The sequence below is a fragment of the Pseudomonas sp. NFIX28 genome, assembly GCF_900107395.1.
Lineage (GTDB): Bacteria > Pseudomonadota > Gammaproteobacteria > Pseudomonadales > Pseudomonadaceae > Aquipseudomonas.
The window spans coordinates 369860-387071 of the sequence record NZ_FNPW01000004.1; the positions used below are offsets into that span (position 1 = coordinate 369860).

The 17212-nt window shown below is 60.9% G+C and carries 13 protein-coding genes, 3 tRNA genes and 1 riboswitch; of the genes, 1 reads left to right on the forward strand and 15 read right to left on the reverse strand.

Going from position 1 to position 17212, the window contains the following annotated elements; genetic code table 11:
- Nucleotides 1-146 precede the first annotated feature (146 nt).
- From mgtE to ltaE, 8 genes are all read right to left on the reverse strand, one after another.
- Nucleotides 147-1589 carry a magnesium transporter gene (gene mgtE / locus BLV20_RS10510; RefSeq protein ID WP_007921578.1) on the reverse strand — a complete coding sequence of 481 codons (1443 nt, stop codon included), beginning with the start codon at nucleotides 1587-1589 and terminating at the stop codon, nucleotides 147-149.
- A gap of 476 nt (nucleotides 1590-2065) precedes the next feature.
- Nucleotides 2066-2142: transfer RNA gene (locus BLV20_RS10515), tRNA-Arg, on the reverse strand.
- Nucleotides 2143-2214: 72 nt separating this feature from the next.
- Nucleotides 2215-2291: transfer RNA gene (locus BLV20_RS10520), tRNA-Arg, on the reverse strand.
- Nucleotides 2292-2398: 107 nt separating this feature from the next.
- Nucleotides 2399-2489, reverse strand: a tRNA-Ser gene (locus BLV20_RS10525).
- Between the two features lie 62 nt (nucleotides 2490-2551).
- The gene (gene csrA, locus BLV20_RS10530) at nucleotides 2552-2740 is read right to left on the reverse strand and encodes a carbon storage regulator CsrA (protein WP_002554426.1); all 189 of its coding nucleotides are present in this window, start codon (nucleotides 2738-2740) and stop codon (nucleotides 2552-2554) included.
- 186 nt (nucleotides 2741-2926) lie between these two features.
- Nucleotides 2927-4168 carry an aspartate kinase gene (locus tag BLV20_RS10535; RefSeq protein WP_045881818.1) on the reverse strand — a complete coding sequence of 414 codons (1242 nt, stop codon included), beginning with the start codon at nucleotides 4166-4168 and terminating at the stop codon, nucleotides 2927-2929.
- A gap of 96 nt (nucleotides 4169-4264) precedes the next feature.
- On the reverse strand, nucleotides 4265-6889 hold the full coding sequence (gene alaS, locus BLV20_RS10540) for an alanine--tRNA ligase (RefSeq protein ID WP_092300706.1): 2625 nt from the start codon (nucleotides 6887-6889) through the stop codon (nucleotides 4265-4267).
- Between the two features lie 146 nt (nucleotides 6890-7035).
- Complete coding sequence (gene ltaE, locus BLV20_RS10545; protein WP_092300709.1) at nucleotides 7036-8040, reverse strand: low-specificity L-threonine aldolase; 1005 nt, start codon at nucleotides 8038-8040, stop codon at nucleotides 7036-7038.
- Nucleotides 8041-8254: 214 nt separating this feature from the next.
- A riboswitch (FMN riboswitch) is annotated at nucleotides 8255-8426 on the forward strand.
- A gap of 122 nt (nucleotides 8427-8548) precedes the next feature.
- Between ltaE and BLV20_RS10550 the strand changes: the two genes are divergently transcribed.
- Nucleotides 8549-9055 carry a 6,7-dimethyl-8-ribityllumazine synthase gene (locus BLV20_RS10550; protein ID WP_092300713.1) on the forward strand — a complete coding sequence of 169 codons (507 nt, stop codon included), beginning with the start codon at nucleotides 8549-8551 and terminating at the stop codon, nucleotides 9053-9055.
- A 185-nt stretch (nucleotides 9056-9240) separates the two neighbouring features.
- Here the strand turns inward: BLV20_RS10550 and astE are convergent, their stop codons facing one another.
- The 7 genes from astE to BLV20_RS10585 form a co-directional block, all read right to left on the reverse strand.
- Nucleotides 9241-10251, reverse strand: a complete 1011-nt coding sequence (gene astE / locus BLV20_RS10555; protein WP_092300716.1) for a succinylglutamate desuccinylase — start codon at nucleotides 10249-10251, stop codon at nucleotides 9241-9243.
- 13 nt (nucleotides 10252-10264) lie between these two features.
- A complete protein-coding gene (locus tag BLV20_RS10560; protein WP_092300719.1) occupies nucleotides 10265-10552 on the reverse strand; it encodes a topoisomerase II in 288 nt (95 codons plus the stop codon).
- 61 nt (nucleotides 10553-10613) lie between these two features.
- The gene (gene astB, locus BLV20_RS10565; protein ID WP_092300722.1) at nucleotides 10614-11960 is read right to left on the reverse strand and encodes an N-succinylarginine dihydrolase; all 1347 of its coding nucleotides are present in this window, start codon (nucleotides 11958-11960) and stop codon (nucleotides 10614-10616) included.
- 208 nt (nucleotides 11961-12168) lie between these two features.
- Nucleotides 12169-13638: a succinylglutamate-semialdehyde dehydrogenase gene (gene astD, locus BLV20_RS10570; protein ID WP_175540182.1), complete on the reverse strand. Its 1470-nt coding sequence runs from the start codon at nucleotides 13636-13638 to the stop codon at nucleotides 12169-12171.
- Nucleotides 13635-14660 carry an arginine N-succinyltransferase gene (gene astA / locus BLV20_RS10575; RefSeq protein WP_092300728.1) on the reverse strand — a complete coding sequence of 342 codons (1026 nt, stop codon included), beginning with the start codon at nucleotides 14658-14660 and terminating at the stop codon, nucleotides 13635-13637. The genes astD and astA overlap by 4 nt, the downstream gene beginning before the upstream one ends.
- A gap of 82 nt (nucleotides 14661-14742) precedes the next feature.
- A complete protein-coding gene (gene aruF, locus BLV20_RS10580) occupies nucleotides 14743-15762 on the reverse strand; it encodes an arginine/ornithine succinyltransferase subunit alpha (RefSeq protein ID WP_007921551.1) in 1020 nt (339 codons plus the stop codon).
- Between the two features lie 133 nt (nucleotides 15763-15895).
- Nucleotides 15896-17116: an aspartate aminotransferase family protein gene (locus BLV20_RS10585; RefSeq protein ID WP_092300731.1), complete on the reverse strand. Its 1221-nt coding sequence runs from the start codon at nucleotides 17114-17116 to the stop codon at nucleotides 15896-15898.
- Nucleotides 17117-17212 lie beyond the last annotated feature (96 nt).

A 17212-nucleotide genomic window follows, 5' to 3' on the forward strand; every position in this document is an offset into this window, starting at 1 on the left:
TTCAACCTTGAAAGCTGAAGCCAGCCTTGTGCTGGCTTTTTTTTAGCCGAAATTTGTTGCCTCGAGAGCTACAAAAGCACCGAAGCACGAATCGCCAGGCAAGGAAGAAAAACGATACAGCCCCATTAAAGGGGCTGTATGCAGGATCAAAGCAGGAAGATGGTGGCCAACCCGAGGAAGATAAAGAAGCCGCCGCTGTCGGTCATGGCTGTGATCATGACGCTGGCCCCCATGGCCGGGTCGCGCCCCAGGCGCGCCAGTGTCATTGGAATCAGCACCCCCATCAACGCCGCCAGCAATAGATTGAGCGTCATTGCCGCTGTCATCACCACACCCAACGACCAGCTGCCATAAAGCAGATAGGCGACTACACCGATGACGCCGCCCCACACCAGGCCGTTAATCAAGGCCACCGCCAACTCCTTGCGCATCAGGCGCGAGGTATTGCCTGTGCTGACCTGGTCCAGCGCCATGGCGCGAACGATCATGGTGATGGTCTGGTTACCAGAATTGCCGCCAATGCCTGCCACGATCGGCATCAGCGCCGCCAAAGCCACCAGCTTTTCAATGGAGCCTTCAAACAGGCCGATCACTCGCGAAGCGACAAATGCGGTGATCAAGTTGATTGCCAGCCAGGCCCAGCGGTTGCGCAGGGAACGCCAGACCGAAGCAAAAATATCTTCCTCTTCACGCAGACCGGCCATGTTGAGGACTTCGGTCTCGCTCTCTTCACGAATCAGGTCGACCATTTCGTCGATGGTCAGACGGCCGATCAATTTGCCGTTCTTGTCGACCACCGGCGCCGAAATCAAGTCGTAACGCTCGAACGCTTGCGCAGCATCGTAGGCATCTTCGTCCGGATGAAAACTTACCGGGTCGCTGGCCATGACCTCCGAAACCTGTTTCTCCGGATCATTCACCAGCAACCGCTTGATGGGCAGCACACCCTTGAGCACGCCGTCGTAGTCGACGACGAACAGCTTGTCGGTATGGCCTGGCAATTCCTTGAGGCGACGCAGATAACGCAAAACCACTTCCAGACTGACATCCTCGCGGATAGTCACCATCTCGAAGTCCATCAAGGCACCGACCTGCTCCTCGTCATAAGACAAGGCGGAGCGAACGCGCTCACGCTGCTGGCCGTCCAAAGCTTCCATCAGTTCATGGACAACGTCTCGCGGCAGCTCGGGAGCCAGGTCAGCCAGTTCGTCAGCGTCCATCTCCTTGGCAGCGGCCAGGAGCTCATGATCGTCCATGTCGGCGATCAGGGTTTCACGTACGGAATCGGATACTTCGAGCAGGATGTCGCCATCACGCTCAGCCTTGACCAACTGCCAGACAGTCAGACGCTCGTCGAGCGGCAAGGCTTCAAGGATGTAGGCAACGTCGGCAGAGTGCAGATCGTCGAGTTTGCGCTGCAACTCGACGAGGTTCTGGCGATGGACCAGGTTCTCGACCCGGTCTTGATGATGACCTTCCTGACGGTGAGTCAGGTCTTCGACCACCCGCTGGCGCTGCAGTAGCTCAACAACTTGAGCGAGGCGATCCTGCAGGCTGTCTTGTGTTTTCTTTACTTCTACTTCGGTCATAGGCGAACTCCACTCCCAGCAGAGGAGCACGCCGGAAGGATCAATCAGTCAATTCATGATTGTAAAAACGGGATACTGAGTAACTACTGGGTAAGTCCATGGAGGTATTCCACAAGCCCCGGCGGGGCTGACGGGCGCAATCATACACCGCTTGACGGCTTTAAACGTTAAAAAATCATGGCAAGAACAAGCGCTTGCAGCGCAAAGCTGAAGAACCGCTGAATCTATAAAGCTGCGACGCACCATCCGAAAAGGAAAACACACCGCAGACGAAAAAAGTGCGCCCGCAGCCCTGCCCTGTTTCCGACTCCGCAGCAGCCAGAACTTCACAAGACAACATCAAAAACAGGCACACGCCAATTACGACGACAGAATGAACACGACGTTCAAAAGATGGTGGGAATCAAACAAGAAGGGAGGAAAACCGGAACGGTAGAAAGCAAAAAGCCCGCAATGAATGCGGGCTTCTTGGTATATGGTGCACTCGACAGGATTCGAACCTGTGACCGCTCGGTTCGTAGCCGAGTACTCTATCCAGCTGAGCTACGAGTGCATTTTGTGTTTTTAGACCAGACCACAACTGGTTGAAGCCAAGTTATCTGCATGACTGCAAACAACTCTTAAATGGTGCACTCGACAGGATTCGAACCTGTGACCGCTCGGTTCGTAGCCGAGTACTCTATCCAGCTGAGCTACGAGTGCATTTGTTGCCGCGCATTATAGACCGTTAAATCTTTTTGTAAAGCACTTTTTCTAGTAATTTCAACAACTTACAGAAGAAGCCAGATTACAACGAACTAAGCAAATAATGGCGGAGAACGGGGGATTCGAACCCCCGACACCCTTTTGAGGTGTACTCCCTTAGCAGGGGAGCGCCTTCGGCCACTCGGCCAGCTCTCCGCAACACGGGGCGTATATTAACCAGCTTTCTCCCCGTTTGCAAACAAAAAAAACGATAAAAATTAATGGCTTGGTTCTTCGTCCTTCTCTTTCTTTATCCGCAGGTAAATTTCTTCCCGGTGCACCGCAACCTCTTTAGGGGCGTTGACACCGATACGCACTTGATTTCCTTTGACGCCGAGCACGGTCACGGTGATTTCGCCATCACCAATAATCAGGCTTTCTGCGCACCGACGAGTCAGAATCAGCATACCTTTCTCCTCACGCATTTCATTTCAGGGGACAACAGTCTGCAAAAAAAAGGGTATCGACCTACAACCAGGACGGCCGTAGCCCTACACGCCTAAGTATTGACTAGCGCGAGCAAAAGAACAGTTTTCTGTCACGCAGATCAAAAAAACAAAGGGCGCGGTAAACCGCGCCCTTCGGGCAACGCATCACTCGCCCTGTCGGGCCGGAGCGTCCAGTTCGAAAGCTGTGTGCAGAGCGCGCACAGCCAGTTCCAGGTACTTCTCTTCGATTACCACGGAAACCTTGATTTCCGAGGTCGAAATCATCTGGATGTTGATGCTTTCCTTGGCCAGTGCTTCGAACATGCGGCTGGCAACGCCCGCATGGGAGCGCATGCCGACGCCTACGATCGAGACCTTGGCGATCTTGGTATCGCCCACCACTTCCCGTGCACCGATTTCACGGGCAGTGTTTTCCAGCACTTGCTGGGCTGCCAGGTAATCGTTGCGATGCACGGTGAAGGTGAAGTCGGTGGTGTTATCGTGCGAAACGTTCTGCACGATCATGTCGACTTCAATGTTCGCGGCGCTGATCGGACCGAGAATCTTGAAGGCCACGCCGGGAGTGTCTGGCACGCCACGGATGGTCAGCTTGGCTTCATCGCGGTTAAAAGCGATGCCGGAAATGATCGGCTGTTCCATGGATTCCTCTTCATCAATAGTAATGAGGGTACCCGGACCCTCCTTGAAGCTGTGCAGTACGCGCAGCGGGACGTTGTACTTGCCGGCGAACTCGACCGCGCGGATCTGCAGCACCTTGGAACCCAGGCTGGCCATTTCCAGCATTTCTTCGAAGGTGATCTTGTCCAGGCGCTGGGCCACGGGCACCACGCGCGGATCGGTGGTGTAGACGCCGTCGACATCGGTGTAGATCTGGCATTCGTCAGCCTTCAGGGCTGCCGCCAGTGCCACGCCAGTAGTGTCGGAACCGCCACGACCGAGGGTCGTGATGTTGCCGTGCTCGTCGACGCCCTGGAAACCCGCGACCACGACCACGCGACCGGCCTTCAGGTCACCGCGAATTTTCTGATCGTCAATCTGCAATATGCGCGCTTTATTGTGCGCGCTATCGGTCAGAATCCGCACCTGGTTGCCGGTATAGGACACCGCTGGCACGCCGCGCTTGATCAGCGCCATGGCCAGCAGTGCGATCGTCACCTGCTCACCGGTGGAAACAATCACGTCCAGTTCGCGAGGAACCGGTTGACCGTCGCCGCTGATTTGCTTGGCAAGGTCGATCAGACGGTTGGTTTCGCCGCTCATGGCCGACAGTACAACCACCAGGTCGTCACCGGCTTCGCGGAATTTTTTCACCTTGTCGGCGACCTGTTCGATTCTTTCGACAGAACCGACCGAGGTACCTCCAAATTTCTGTACGATCAAAGCCATTTCTAAGCCGCCTCAGCCCGTAAAGGGGCGCCCATTAATCAATCAAACTGCGCAGCTCCAAAGCCCGCCACTAGACGACGGGCTCGGCTTGGAACCTTAAATCCCCTGCTCGACGAACGGAACGGTCAGGGCCAGCGCGGCATCCAGCGCAGCGGCATCGACACCACCGCCCTGCGCCATGTCCGGACGACCACCACCCTTCCCGCCCACTGCCGCAGCGGCTTGTTTCATCAAATCACCGGCTTTGAGTTGGCCAGTCAGGTCTTTGGTTACGCCCGCAACCAGTACGACCTTTTCCTCATGGACACTGCCGAGCAGGATCACTGCGCGACCGAGTTTGTTTTTCAACTGATCGACCAACGCCAGCAGCGCCTTGGCGTCCTGACCGTCCAGGCGCGCCGCCAGCACTTTCGCGCCTTTGACATCCAGCGCCTGCGCCGACAGGTCGTCGCCAGCGGCACTGGCCGCCTTGGCCTGCAATTGCTCGATTTGCTTCTCCAGCAGACGGTTGCGCTCCAGCACGGCCGACAGCTTGTCGATCAGATTGTCACGGCTGCCCCTGACCAGGGTGGCCGCTTCCTTGAGTTGCTCTTCCGCAGCGTTCAGGTACGCCAGTGCCGCGGCACCGGTGACCGCTTCAATACGACGTACACCCGAGGCCACGCCGCCTTCGCTGATGATTTTCAGCAGGCCGATATCGCCGGTGCGGTTGGCGTGGATACCGCCACACAGCTCGACGGAGAAATCGCCGCCCATGCTCAGTACCCGCACGCTGTCGCCATACTTCTCACCGAACAGCGCCATGGCGCCCTTCTGCTTGGCGGTATCGATATCGGTTTCTTCGGTTTCCACCGCAGTGTTCTTGCGGATCTCGGCGTTGACGATGTCTTCCAGGGCCTTGATCTGCTCAGGCTTGATCGCTTCGAAGTGGCTGAAGTCGAAACGCAGGCGCTGACTGTCGACCAGCGAGCCCTTCTGCTGCACATGCTCGCCCAGTACCTGGCGCAGAGCGGCGTGCAGCAAGTGGGTGGCCGAGTGGTTCAGCGAAGTGGCATGACGCACTTCGGCATCCACCTGGGTTTGCACTGGCGCACCAATGGTCAGGCTACCGCTGGCCAATACACCGTGATGCAGGAAGGCACCGCCGGTCTTGGTGGTATCGCGTACATCGAAACGCGCATTGCCGGCCTGCAGGTAACCGCAGTCGCCGATCTGGCCGCCCGACTCAGCGTAGAAAGGCGTCTGGTCGAGCACGACCACACCTTCTTCGCCTTCGCTGAGCACGTCGACCGATTGCCCTTCCTTATAAAGAGCGACCACCTTGGCCGAACCGCTGGTGGCGTGATAACCGGTGAATTCGGTGGCCACATCGACCTTGACCAGGCTGTTGTAATCCATGCCGAAGGAACTCGCGGAACGGGCACGTACGCGCTGGGCTTCCATCTCGCGCTCGAAACCTTCCTCGTCGAGAGTCAGTTCGCGCTCGCGGGCGATGTCGCCAGTCAGGTCCATCGGGAAACCGTAGGTGTCATACAGCTTGAACACGACGTCGCCCGGCACCACGGTGCCCTTGAGTTCAGCCAGGTCCTGCTCGAGGATCTTCAGGCCCTGCTCCAGGGTCTTGGCGAACTGTTCTTCTTCAGCTTTCAGTACGCGCTCGATGTGCGCCTGCTGGGACTTCAGTTCCGGGAAGGCTTCGCCCATCTCGGCGACCAGTGCCGCGACGATCTGATAGAAGAAGCTGCCCTTGGCGCCCAGCTTGTTGCCGTGACGGCAAGCGCGGCGAATGATGCGGCGCAGTACATAACCGCGGCCTTCGTTGGAAGGCAGCACGCCGTCGGCGACCAGGAAACCGCAGGAGCGGATATGGTCGGCCACGACTTTCAGCGACGCCTGTGCATCGTTGGTGCAACCGATGGCCTTGGCCGCTGCGTTCAGCAAGCTCTGGAACAGGTCGATTTCATAGTTCGAATGAACGTGCTGCAGTACCGCACTGATTCGCTCCAGGCCCATGCCGGTGTCCACCGACGGCGCTGGCAGCGGGTGCAACACGCCATCGGCGGTACGGTTGAACTGCATGAACACGTTGTTCCAGATCTCGATGTAACGGTCGCCGTCTTCTTCCGGGGAGCCCGGTGGGCCGCCCCAGATATCGGCGCCGTGATCATAGAAAATCTCGGTGCAAGGACCGCACGGGCCGGTATCGCCCATGGTCCAGAAGTTATCGGAGGCGTATGGCGCGCCCTTGTTGTCGCCGATACGGACCATGCGCTCGGCCGGAACCCCGACTTCCTTGGTCCAGATGTCATAGGCCTCGTCATCGGTGGCGTAGACGGTGACCCAGAGTTTTTCTTTCGGCAGGTTCAGCCACTTGTCGGACGTCAGGAAGGTCCAGGCGAAGGTGATGGCATCACGCTTGAAGTAATCGCCGAAGCTGAAGTTACCCAGCATTTCGAAGAAGGTGTGGTGACGGGCGGTATAACCGACGTTTTCCAGGTCGTTGTGCTTGCCGCCGGCGCGCACGCATTTCTGGCTGCTTACGGCGCGGGTATAGGCGCGCTTTTCCTGGCCCAGGAAGCAGTCCTTGAATTGGTTCATCCCCGCGTTGGTGAACAGCAGGGTTGGGTCGTTGCCCGGAATCAAAGAGCTGGAGGCTACACGGGTGTGGCCTTGCTCTTCGAAGAAGCGAAGGAAGGCTTCACGGATTTCTGCGCTTTTCATTAGGTTCTTCCACGGAGACTGCGGCCAAAGGCCTGTGCGAAACGTCATCAGACGAAACGACGGCAAAGGGCCGCATTATATCGGCCCTGAGCTTGGGGTACAGCGTGTTTATACGATAGAGACGGTCAATTGGACGGCTAACACTCTCAGTTGCGGGAAAAATCGATAAAAGTCTCGACGACCTGCTCGATTCGCGCACGGCTGACATCCATGTGGGTGACCATCCGCAGCCGCGACGCGGCGCTCAGCCTGATCCCGCGCTCAGCGGCGAAGGCCTTGAGGGCCTCTGCCCGGTCGCCCATCGAAACATAGACCATGTTGGTCTGCACCGGCTCGACCTCATAGCCCGCTTTGCGCAGCCCCTCGGCCAGCCACTGGGCATTGGCATGGTCGTCGGCCAGGCGCGCTACGTGATGATCGAGTGCGTACAGGCCCGCCGCGGCCAGAATCCCGGCTTGACGCATGCCGCCACCGACCATCTTGCGCAGGCGACGGGCCTTGCCGATCACCTGCGCCGAACCGCACAGCACCGAACCCACCGGCGCGCCCAGGCCCTTGGACAGGCACACCGAGACCGAGTCGAAGTGCTGGGTGATCTGCCGCGCATCGACACCCAGCTTGACCGCCGCGTTGTACAACCGCGCGCCGTCCAGGTGCAGGGCCAGGCCATGCTCGCGGCTAAAGGCCCGCGCCTGCGCCAGATAGGTCAAGGGCAGCACCTTGCCCTGCATGGTGTTTTCCAGCGCCAGCAGGCGGGTACGGGCAAAGTGAAAATCATCCGGTTTGATCGCCGCTGCCACCTGCCCCAGGTCCAGCGAACCGTCGGCCTGGACCTCCAACGGCTGCGGCTGGATCGAACCCAGCACCGCCGCACCGCCGCCTTCGTACTTATAGGTATGCGCCTGCTGGCCGACGATGTATTCGTCGCCACGCCCACAATGAGCCATCAAGCCCAGGAGATTGCTCATGGTGCCGGTTGGCACGAACAGCGCCTCGGCAAACCCGAGACGTTGCGCCAGTTCGGCTTCCAGACGATTGACCGTCGGATCTTCACCATAGACATCATCGCCCGTGGCCGCCGTGGCCATTGCTTCCAGCATGCCCGTCGTGGGCTGGGTAACGGTGTCACTACGAAGATCGATAACGCTCATGGATCAGGCCTCGGCAATAGGACGCGCACGTCGCTGCGGATAAGGGGAAATTCCTTCGAACCGAATTACTACGGGCGCCGCCGGGATTTATCAAGGCTCGCTCGAGAAAAGCTCGTCGACGCACATTAAAAAACCGATGTTTATCATCCAAAAGCCCCAATGCGCCGCCGAAAAATATGTGTTACAAACTCACCGCCGCCGCAAAATCCGGTGGCAACGTTCTCAGGGCGGGGTGTAATTCCCCACCGGCGGTAATTGCGCGCAATGCGCATAGCCCGCGAGCGCTTGGCGACAGGCGCCGCTTCGGCGGTGAATGGCGGCAAGGTCAGCAGACCCGGTGTGATCCCGGGGCCGACGGTCATAGTCCGGATGAAGAGAGAACGGGATTGGCACCAAAGGGCCGTCCGCAGACCGCCGCACGAATGCCTGTGCGCCTGGCCTGCACGTACCCTTAAATCCCTTTCGATTCATAACGCCCTGTTTTTCACACAAACAGGAGTCAGAACAGATGCAACCCACCGCAATCGATAGCAAAAGCAAACAGCATCACGGCGAACGCGTGGCGTTTATCCAGGCCTGCTGGCACAAGGAAATCGTCGACCAGAGCCGCAAAGGTTTCGTCAGCGAAATGCTCGCCCAGGGTTACCAGGAAAGCGATATCGACTTCTTCGAAGTCGGCGGCGCCTTTGAAATTCCACTGCACGCCAAGCTGCTGGCCAAGTCCGGTCGTTATGCCGGCATCGTTGCCGCAGGCCTGGTAGTGGACGGCGGCATCTACCGCCACGAATTCGTCGCCCAGTCGGTGATCAGCGGGCTGATGCAGGTCCAGCTGGAAACCGAAGTGCCGGTGTTCTCGGTGGTCCTGACTCCGCACCACTTCCATGCCGGCGAAGAACACCAGAAGTTCTTCTTCGAGCATTTCGTGCATAAAGGCCAGGAAGCCGCGAAAACCTGCGCCGACACCCTGCACAAGACTCGCGCCCTGCATCGCCATGAGCAGCGGGTAGCGGTTTAAGCGACAGACGCTGAAAGCAAAATCGCGAGCCCGTTCGTTCCTCTCGGATCGAGCTGGCTCGCGATGTTTTTTGTAGCCGCTGCCGCAGGCTGCGATAAGGCCCGCAGGGCCTTCCAATCAACCTCAAAAGCAGCGCCCGCTAGGCGGTTGATCTCAGCCTTCGGCAGTGGCTACAGATTGCCGTGTCAGGCCAGGCCGTCAGCCGTGGTCGGCACGATCAGGATCCCGGCACGCAGGCCGTTCTTCACCTTGGGGTTGGGGAAGATGATCCGCGCCCCCGGCTCCTCGACTATCCAGCGGGTCTGGGCGATGTCGTCGGCCAGCAGGTAACCCACTTCCAGCTCGGAGAAGTTCTCGATGTCCGCCGGCAGGTGCAGGTGGAAGGTATCGCTGTGCTTGATGATTTCCCGAGCGACGCTGAACAACTGCAAGCCATCCAGCCCCTCGTCCGCCACCGGTGGCTCGCAGCCTTCGATGATCTGCTTGAGGCGGGTTTCCAGACGCTCGACATTCACTCCCTCGTTCTGCCCGAACGGCCTGGCCTTGCCCAGCTCCAGGGTGAAGGACTCGGCGTCCAGCTTGTCGTAGGTGTAGGAGCTGAACACGATGGACGGCTTGTTCTGCAAAAGCACCGCCTCCATGCCCGCAGCGCGCAGGCGCGCCAGTTCGCGACGCGAGTGCTGGCGACCTTCCTTCCACGGATACAGGGCAAACTGCTCGATCTTCGAACCGCGGATCGCGGTGTGCAGGTCGTAGTGCAGGCGGGTGCGCTCCGGCAAGCTGAAAAAGCTTGCGGCCAGGCGCTCCAGCTCACAGGCGCGCAAGGCTTCGTTGCCGCTGCCTTGTTCGTGCCGGCCGTTGAACAGCCGGTTGATGTCCTGCTCGACGAACCGCTCGCCACGGCGCATGGCCTCGGGGTTGCCGAACAGGAAGAGAATGCGTGCACACGGTTTGAGGTCGCCGCGGGCGATGTCATGCAACAGACGGTCGAGCAACTCGATCGGTGCCGTCTCGTTGCCGTGGATGCCGGCCGACAGCAGCAGGTCCATGCCATTGTCGCGCGCCTGGGGTGGCCGGACCTCCAGCGCACCTTCGCTTAGCCAGCGCATCCGCACGCCGTCGACAGTCAGTTGAGTCTTCTCCGCCGGTTCACGACCGGCGAGGGTCAGTTCAAGCAGTTTGCCGAGGGCGAGCATAGAACGTAATTCCTTAATGGTCGTGCTGGCAGTCTGGGCCGTGCACGTGATCGTCGTCACCAGCGTCGGCCGGTTCCATTTCCAGTTGCAGACTTACCAGATTAGTCGCCAATGGACGCAGCAGCAGGTTGGCGTATTCCTCGTCGCCTTCCTCGACGTCCACGCCGATCAGCAGCTGGCCGCGGCCATCCTGCTGGATCCACAGTTCCTTGCCTTGCCACATCACGGCAACGCGGGTGCAGGAAGTTTCCAGTTGAGTGCCGTCGGTATCTTCAAGGATCAGCTTCAGGGTATCGCTCATTTATTACGCTCTCATCTGGAGATAAAGCGGCGCCTGGATCCACAGAAACAGGCGCGGGCTTTTAATTGATCTGGAATGGATAAACCGCGCCCAGTTTAAGGATTTGCGTCAGTTCATCCAGTGCCGTCCGGCACTCAAGCAGCAATTGCGGGTCCGCCAGATCGTTTTCGCTCAGGCGGTCGCGGTAGTGCTTGTCGACCCATTGGGTCAGCGTGTCGTACAACGGCGCGGTCATGATAACCCCTGGGTTGACCGCCGCCAGTTCAGTCTGGTTGAGCGCGACCCGTAGCCGCAGGCACGCCGGGCCACCGCCGTTCTGCATGCTCTGCTTGAGGTCGAAGACTTTCACTTCGCGGATCAGGCCGCCGGAGCTGGTCAGGCTTTGCAGGTACTGCCAGACACGCTCGTTGCCACGGCACTCTTCCGGCACGATCAGCAGCATCGAGCCGTCGGCACGGGACAGCAACTGGCTGTTGAACAGGTAGGAACGCACCGCGTCTTCCACCGTGACCTGCGAGCGCGGCACGCAGATCGACTGGAAGTTGCCGCCACACTTGCCCAGCTTGGCCTGCAGCTCGGCGAGCATCTTGTCGGTCTCGAGGAATGCATCTTCGTGGTAGAACAGCACTTCGCCGTTACCCACCGCGATCACGTCGTTGTGGAACACGCCCTGGTCGATCACCGACGGGTTCTGCTGGGCATACACCACCCCGTCCTCGCTCAGGCCGTGCAGCCGGGCAACCGCTTGCGAGGCTTCCAGGGTCTGGCGCGCCGGGTACTTCTGCGGTGCCGGGTAGCGGGTATCGAAGGCACTGCGACCGAAGACGAAGAACTCGACGCCGGCCTGGCCGTAGTCACGGCAGAAACGGGTGTGGTTGGCCGCGCCTTCATCGCCGAATTGCGCCACCGCCGGCAATGCCGCGTGATGGGCGAAGTGCTTCTGGTCGGCGAACATCGCCCCCAGTACGCGGCTGGTGGTCGGGTGCTCGATGCTGCGGTGATATTTGCAGTTCAGGTTGGCGGCGGTGAAATGCACGCGACCGTCAGCGGTGTCGGCGCTCGGGCTGACCGTGGCGGCGTTGGCCACCCACATGCTCGACGCCGAGCAACTGGCGACCAGCAGCGGCATCGCATCCTTAGCGGCGCGCTCGATGACCTGTGCATCGCTGCCGGCAAACCCCAGCCGACGCAGGGCGGCCACATCCGGGCGCTCCTGTGGCGCCAGCACGCCTTGCTGGAAACCCATTTCCATCAGCGCTTTCATTTTCGCCAGGCCCTGCAGCGCGGCTTCCTTGGGGTTGGAACACTGCTGGCTGTTGCTCTGGGACGCGACGTTGCCGTAGGACAGGCCGCCGTAGTTATGGGTAGGCCCCACTAGACCGTCGAAATTGACTTCATAGGATTTCATCAGCGAGGCTCCACGAAAATCTGTTGTTATAGGCTTCGGTATCAGTACATGTCTTGAGGTCGTCGGCGCCCGCTTTGCGGGACGATCGCGACCTGCGGCAGTGGCTACAGGGTTACCAAAACCACCGACGCCCCGCCGCTCTCTGTAGCCATTGCCACAGGCTGCGAAAAGGTCCGCAGGACCTTCCGCCAATCTGCGGCGCAACCCATCACGCCAGGCGTACGCCCGGCGTCAGCGTGCTCGGCAAGGTCAGGCTCGCGGTTTCCAGCGAGGCCACCGGGTACGCGCAGTAATCCGCCGCGTAATAGGCACTGGCGCGATGGTTGCCCGAGGCGCCCACGCCGCCGAACGGCGCGCTGCTAGCGGCACCGGTCAGTTGCTTGTTCCAGTTGACGATACCGGCCCGGCTTTCCAGCCAGAACTGCTGGTAACGCTCCTCGGAGTCCGACAGCAGGCCTGCCGCCAGGCCGTATTGGGTGTCGTTGGCCTCGGCGATCGCCGCTGCGAAATCAACGTAGCGAATCACTTGCAGCAAGGGGCCGAACAGCTCTTCGTCCGGGCGCTCGGCCACGGCGGTCACGTCGAGAATGCCTGGGGTCAGCAGCGCGGCCTGGGCCTGCGGCTGAGTCATTTCCAGCAGCGCCACGGCGCCATTGGCCAACAGGTTTTCCTGGGCCTGCATCAGCGCACGGGCCGCCCCCAGGGAAATCACCGAGCCCATGAAAGGTGCCGGCTGCTGGTCGAACGCACCGACCTCGAGGGTCGAGCTGACCGCTACCAGGCGCTCGAGCAACTGATCGCCCCAGGTGCCTTGCGGCACCAGCAGGCGACGGGCGCAGGTGCAACGCTGGCCGGCGGAAATAAAGGCCGACTGGATAATGGTGTAGACCGCCGCGTCCAGGTCCGCGACCTGGTCCACCACCAGCGGATTGTTACCGCCCATCTCCAGCGCGAGGATCTTGTCCGGACGGCCGGCGAACTGCTGGTGCAGATGGTTGCCGGTACGGCTGGAGCCGGTGAAGAACAGGCCATCGATACCCGGGTTGGCGGCCAGGGCGATACCGGTTTCCCGCGCGCCTTGCAGCAGGTTCAACACGCCCGCCGGCAGGCCGGCTTCGATCCAGCACTTGACGGTCAGCTCGGCGACTTTCGGGGTCAGCTCGCTAGGCTTGAACAGCACGCTGTTCCCCGCCAACAGGGCAGGAACGATATGCCCGTTAGGCAGATGGCCAGGGAAATTGTACGGGCCGAACACCGCCACTACGCCGTGGGGCTTGTGGCGCAGTACCGCGGTGGCGTCGCCCAGCGGGCCGCTCTTCTCGCCGGTACGCTCACGGTAGCTCTGCACCGAAATCGCGATCTTGTTGACCATGCTGGTCACTTCGGTGGCGGCTTCCCACAGCGGCTTGCCGGTTTCCTCGCCGATGCAGCGGGCCAGTTCGTCGGCATGGTTTTTCAAGCTTGCGGCAAAGGCTTCCAATACCGCAATCCGCTCTTCCAGCGAACGCTTGGCCCAGGCCGGGAATGCCTGGCGTGCGGCCTGCACCGCGCTTTCCACCTGGGCGGCGCTGGCGCCGTTGCCCGACCACAGCACTTGCTGGGTCACCGGATTCAAGGATTCCAAGGCTTCGCCCTGGCCTGGCAGCCATTGGCCTGCGATGTACAGCGTGTTCATTATTTCGACTCCCGGGAAGCAGACAGCGCAACGGCACGGACCTGATCGCCCGCATTGAGTTGCAGGCGTTTGGCGGTCAGCGCATCGACCACCAGGGTGCCCGCCGCGAAACGCGCGGGTGCGGCGGTGATCCGGCAGTCCTCGCGCTTGCGGTTGTGTATCAGGAAAGGCGTGGCGTCGTCGCCTGGCGTGCCGATGGCCAGCACCAGCGCCTGGCTGTCGCGCACCGCGCGGATCTTGGCGGTTTCGCACTCCACCGCCGGGCCGGCGTCGAAGATGTCGACGTAACCCTGGTAGCTGAAGCCCTCGCTCTTGAGCATGGCCAGCGCCGGCTCGGTATCGGTGTGCACCTTGCCGATCACGTTGCGCGCGCCTTCGGAAAGGAAGCAGGTGTACAGCGGGAATTTCGGCATCAGCTCGGCAATAAATGCCTTGTTGCCCACGCCGGTCAGGTAGTCGGCCTGGCTGAATTCCATCTTGAAGAAGTGTCGGCCCAGGCTTTCCCAGAAGGGCGAGCGCCCGGCCTCATCGGACATGCCGCGCATCTCGGCGATGATCTTGTTGCCGAACAGCTGCGGGAACTCGGCGATGAACAGCATGCGCGCCTTGGCCAGCATGCGGCCATTAAGGCCAGTGCGGTAATCGGCGTGCAGGAACAGCGAGCACAGCTCGGAATTGCCGGTCAGGTCGTTGGCCAGGAACAGCGTCGGAATCTCGCGGTAGATGTTCAGCTCCTGGGAGGCGCTGACGGTCAGGCCGACCCGGAAGTTGTACCAGGGCTCGCGCAGGCCGACTGCGCCGGCAATCGCGGAAATCCCCACCACGCGGCCATTGTCGTCCTCGAGCACGAACAGGTAATCCGCGTCGCCCCGCTCGGCTTCGCCACGGAAGGTCTTTTCCGCCCAGCCCACGCGGTGTTTCAGGCGCTCTTCGTTGGCCGGCAAGGTGGTAAGGCCGGTGCCGGTGCTGCGGGCCAGGTCGATCAGAGCGGGTAAATCGCTGCTGCGTACGGGACGAACGATCATGCTATCTCCTCAGACGGGCGCCGCTGACGGCCCCCGCGAAACTCGCTGCTTTCCAGGATTCTTCCGGCATTTGCCGCAGCCGTTAAACCGCCACCAGGCGCACGCTGGCACCTTCGCCGACGCCCAGGGCTTCGGCCGCTTGCAGATCCAGGGTCACTGGCTTGCCGGGCGCGTAGTCCAGCTCCAGCATCACCGCGCGGTAATCCTGCAACTGCGCATTGGCGACCAGGTACTGGCGTCCGCCGCCCTTGGCAACCTCGCCGATTTTCACCGGCACCACGCGGCTCTGGGCGATCGAGCGGATCCCCGAGACCCGGGCATGCAGGGTCGGGCCACCGTCGAAGATGTCGATGTAATGGTCGGTTTCGAAGCCTTCGCGCATCAGGATGTCGAAGGTGATCTGCGCCCGCGGGTGCACCTGGCCCATGGCTTCCTGCGCGGCATCCGGCAGCAGCGGCACATAGATCGGGTAATGCGGCATCAGCTCGGCGAGGAAGGTGCGGCTTTTCAGCCCGCACAGACGCTCGGCGGCGGCGTAGTTGAGGTCGAAGAAGTTGCGACCGATGGCGTCCCAGAACGGCGAGTCGCCATTCTCGTCGCTGTAGCCGACGATCTCGGTCACCACCGAATCGGCGAAGCGCTCCGGATGGCTGGCGACGAACAGCAGGCGGCCGCGAGAGTTGAGCTCCGACCACGGCGAACCCACCAGCTCCGGGACCACATAGAAGCTGGTCAGCAGGCTGTTGCCGGTCAGGTCGTGACACTGGGAAAGCACGTGGATCTTGTTGTGGATCTTCAGCTCGCGGGAGGCGTGCACGAAGGTCTCGTTACGGAAGCTGTAGAACGGCTCGGAATAACCGGCCGAAGCGACGATGGCCGAGCAACCGACCAGCTTGCCGGTCTCGGTGTCCTCAAGGACGAAGAAGTAGCTCTCCTCGCCATTGAAGCTGACCTCGGCGGCGAACGAAGCTTCGCTCGCGGCGATCTTGTCGCTCAGGCGTTCCACGTCATCCGGCAAGGAAGTGACACCAATCGGACTGTCCGCAGCCAGACGCTGTACCTCGCCCAGATCAGCCATTTGCGCGGGGCGCATCACCAGCATGGTGTCACTCCTTACTCGAAACAGGCCGGCCAGGAGGCCGACTCAGGGGAAAAAATGCCGGGACAGCCCGGCACCGAAAATTGGGCTCGACGCCTGCCCTGCAGGCAAGCGCCGAGAAGTACCGCAGCCCGAATCAGGCCTGGGTCAGCTTGGCGACCGCACGCTCGAAGCGCTGCAGGCCTTCTTCGATGTCCGCGTCTTCGACCACCAGGCTCGGGGCGAAACGCACCACGTCCGGGCCGGCCTGCAGGATCATCAGGTTTTCTTTCTCGGCGGCGTTGAACACGTCCTTGGCCTTGCCTTTCCAGGCATCGCTAAGCACGCAACCGAGCAGCAGGCCCAGGCCACGCACTTCGGTGAACAGGCCGTACTTCTCGCCGATCTGCAGCAGGCGGGTCTTGAAGCGATCGTGCTTGGCCTTCACGCCGTTCAGCACTTCGGGCGTGTTGATCACGTCGATCACCGCACCGGCTACCGCGCACGCCAGCGGGTTGCCGCCGTAGGTGGTGCCGTGGGTGCCGACCACCAGGTGCTTGGCCAGCGCTTCGGTGGTCAGCATCGCGGCGATCGGGAAACCGCCGCCCAGGCTCTTGGCGCTGGTCAGGATGTCCGGGGTCACGCCGTAGTGCATATAGGCGAACAGCTCGCCGCTGCGGCCCATGCCGGTCTGCACTTCGTCGAACACCAGCAGCGCGTTGTGCGCGTCGCACAGCTCGCGGGCGCCTTGCAGGTAAGCCTGCTCGGCTGGCAACACGCCGCCTTCGCCCTGGATCGGCTCCAGTACCACCGCGCAGGTCTTGTCCGAAATCGCCGCTTTCAATGCAGCCAGGTCGTTGTAGGGAACGTGGGTGATGCCGGTGATTTTAGGACCGAAGCCGTCGGAATACTTCGACTGGCCGCCCACGTTCACGGTGAACAGGGTGCGACCGTGGAAGCTGTTGAGGGCCGCGATGATTTCGTATTTTTCGCTGCCAAAACGGTCGAAAGCGACGCGACGGGCCAGCTTGAAGGCGGCCTCGTTGGCTTCTGCACCGGAGTTGCAGAAGAACGCGCGCTCGGCAAAGGTGGCGTCGACCAGCTTGTGGGCCAGGCGCAGGGCCGGCTCATTGGTGAAGACGTTGGATACGTGCCACAGCTTGCCGGCTTGCTCGGTCAGCGCGGCGACCAGCGCCGGGTGGGCATGGCCCAGCACGTTGACCGCGATCCCGCCGGCAAAGTCGATCAGCTCTCGGCCCGACTGATCCCAGACTCGGGAACCCGCGCCACGCACAGGAATGAAAGCCGCAGGTGCATAGTTGGGAACCATGACCTGATCGAAATCGGCGCGTTGCACCGGAGCTTGCTCAACGGACATCGGAGTCTCCTGAAGAGGAACGCCTGCCTGAAACTGGCTAGCGATGGGGGGATTGTAAGGACAGTTTTCTGCCCGGCCTTGTCGCCAAGCGACAAC